Origin of the sequence: Pseudomonas sp. SIMBA_067 (assembly GCF_046534675.1) — a bacterium.
In the GTDB taxonomy this organism is placed as follows: domain Bacteria; phylum Pseudomonadota; class Gammaproteobacteria; order Pseudomonadales; family Pseudomonadaceae; genus Aquipseudomonas; species Aquipseudomonas putida.
This window is the reverse complement of record NZ_JAWRYH010000776.1, coordinates 1-258: the sequence shown is the minus strand read 5'-3', so window position 1 is coordinate 258 and position 258 is coordinate 1. Positions and strand designations below refer to the sequence as shown.

At 62.0% G+C, this 258-nt stretch carries 1 protein-coding gene; it reads left to right on the top strand.

Annotation, left to right across the window (positions count from 1 at the left end; all coding sequences use genetic code 11):
* A partial coding sequence (locus tag SB765_RS31290; protein WP_410932716.1) for an N-acetylmuramoyl-L-alanine amidase occupies positions 1–258 on the top strand: 258 nt, incomplete at both ends.

Genomic DNA, 258 nt, shown 5'->3' with positions numbered 1-258 from the left:
CGGCTATCGCGCCAGCGGTTATGACGAGTTGCGCGTATTTCGCCTGGTACCCGAAGACAAGCGCGCCTGGCATGCCGGTGCAAGCCACTGGGAAGGGCGGGACAATCTCAACAGCCGGGCGATTGGCATCGAGATCGTCAACCTGGCGCGCGATGACGGCGGCTTGTTTACTTTTCCTGCGTACCCGGCGGCGCAGGTCGATATGTTGATTGCCTTGTTGGGTGACATTCTGGGGCGCTACGCACAGATCGGGCCGGC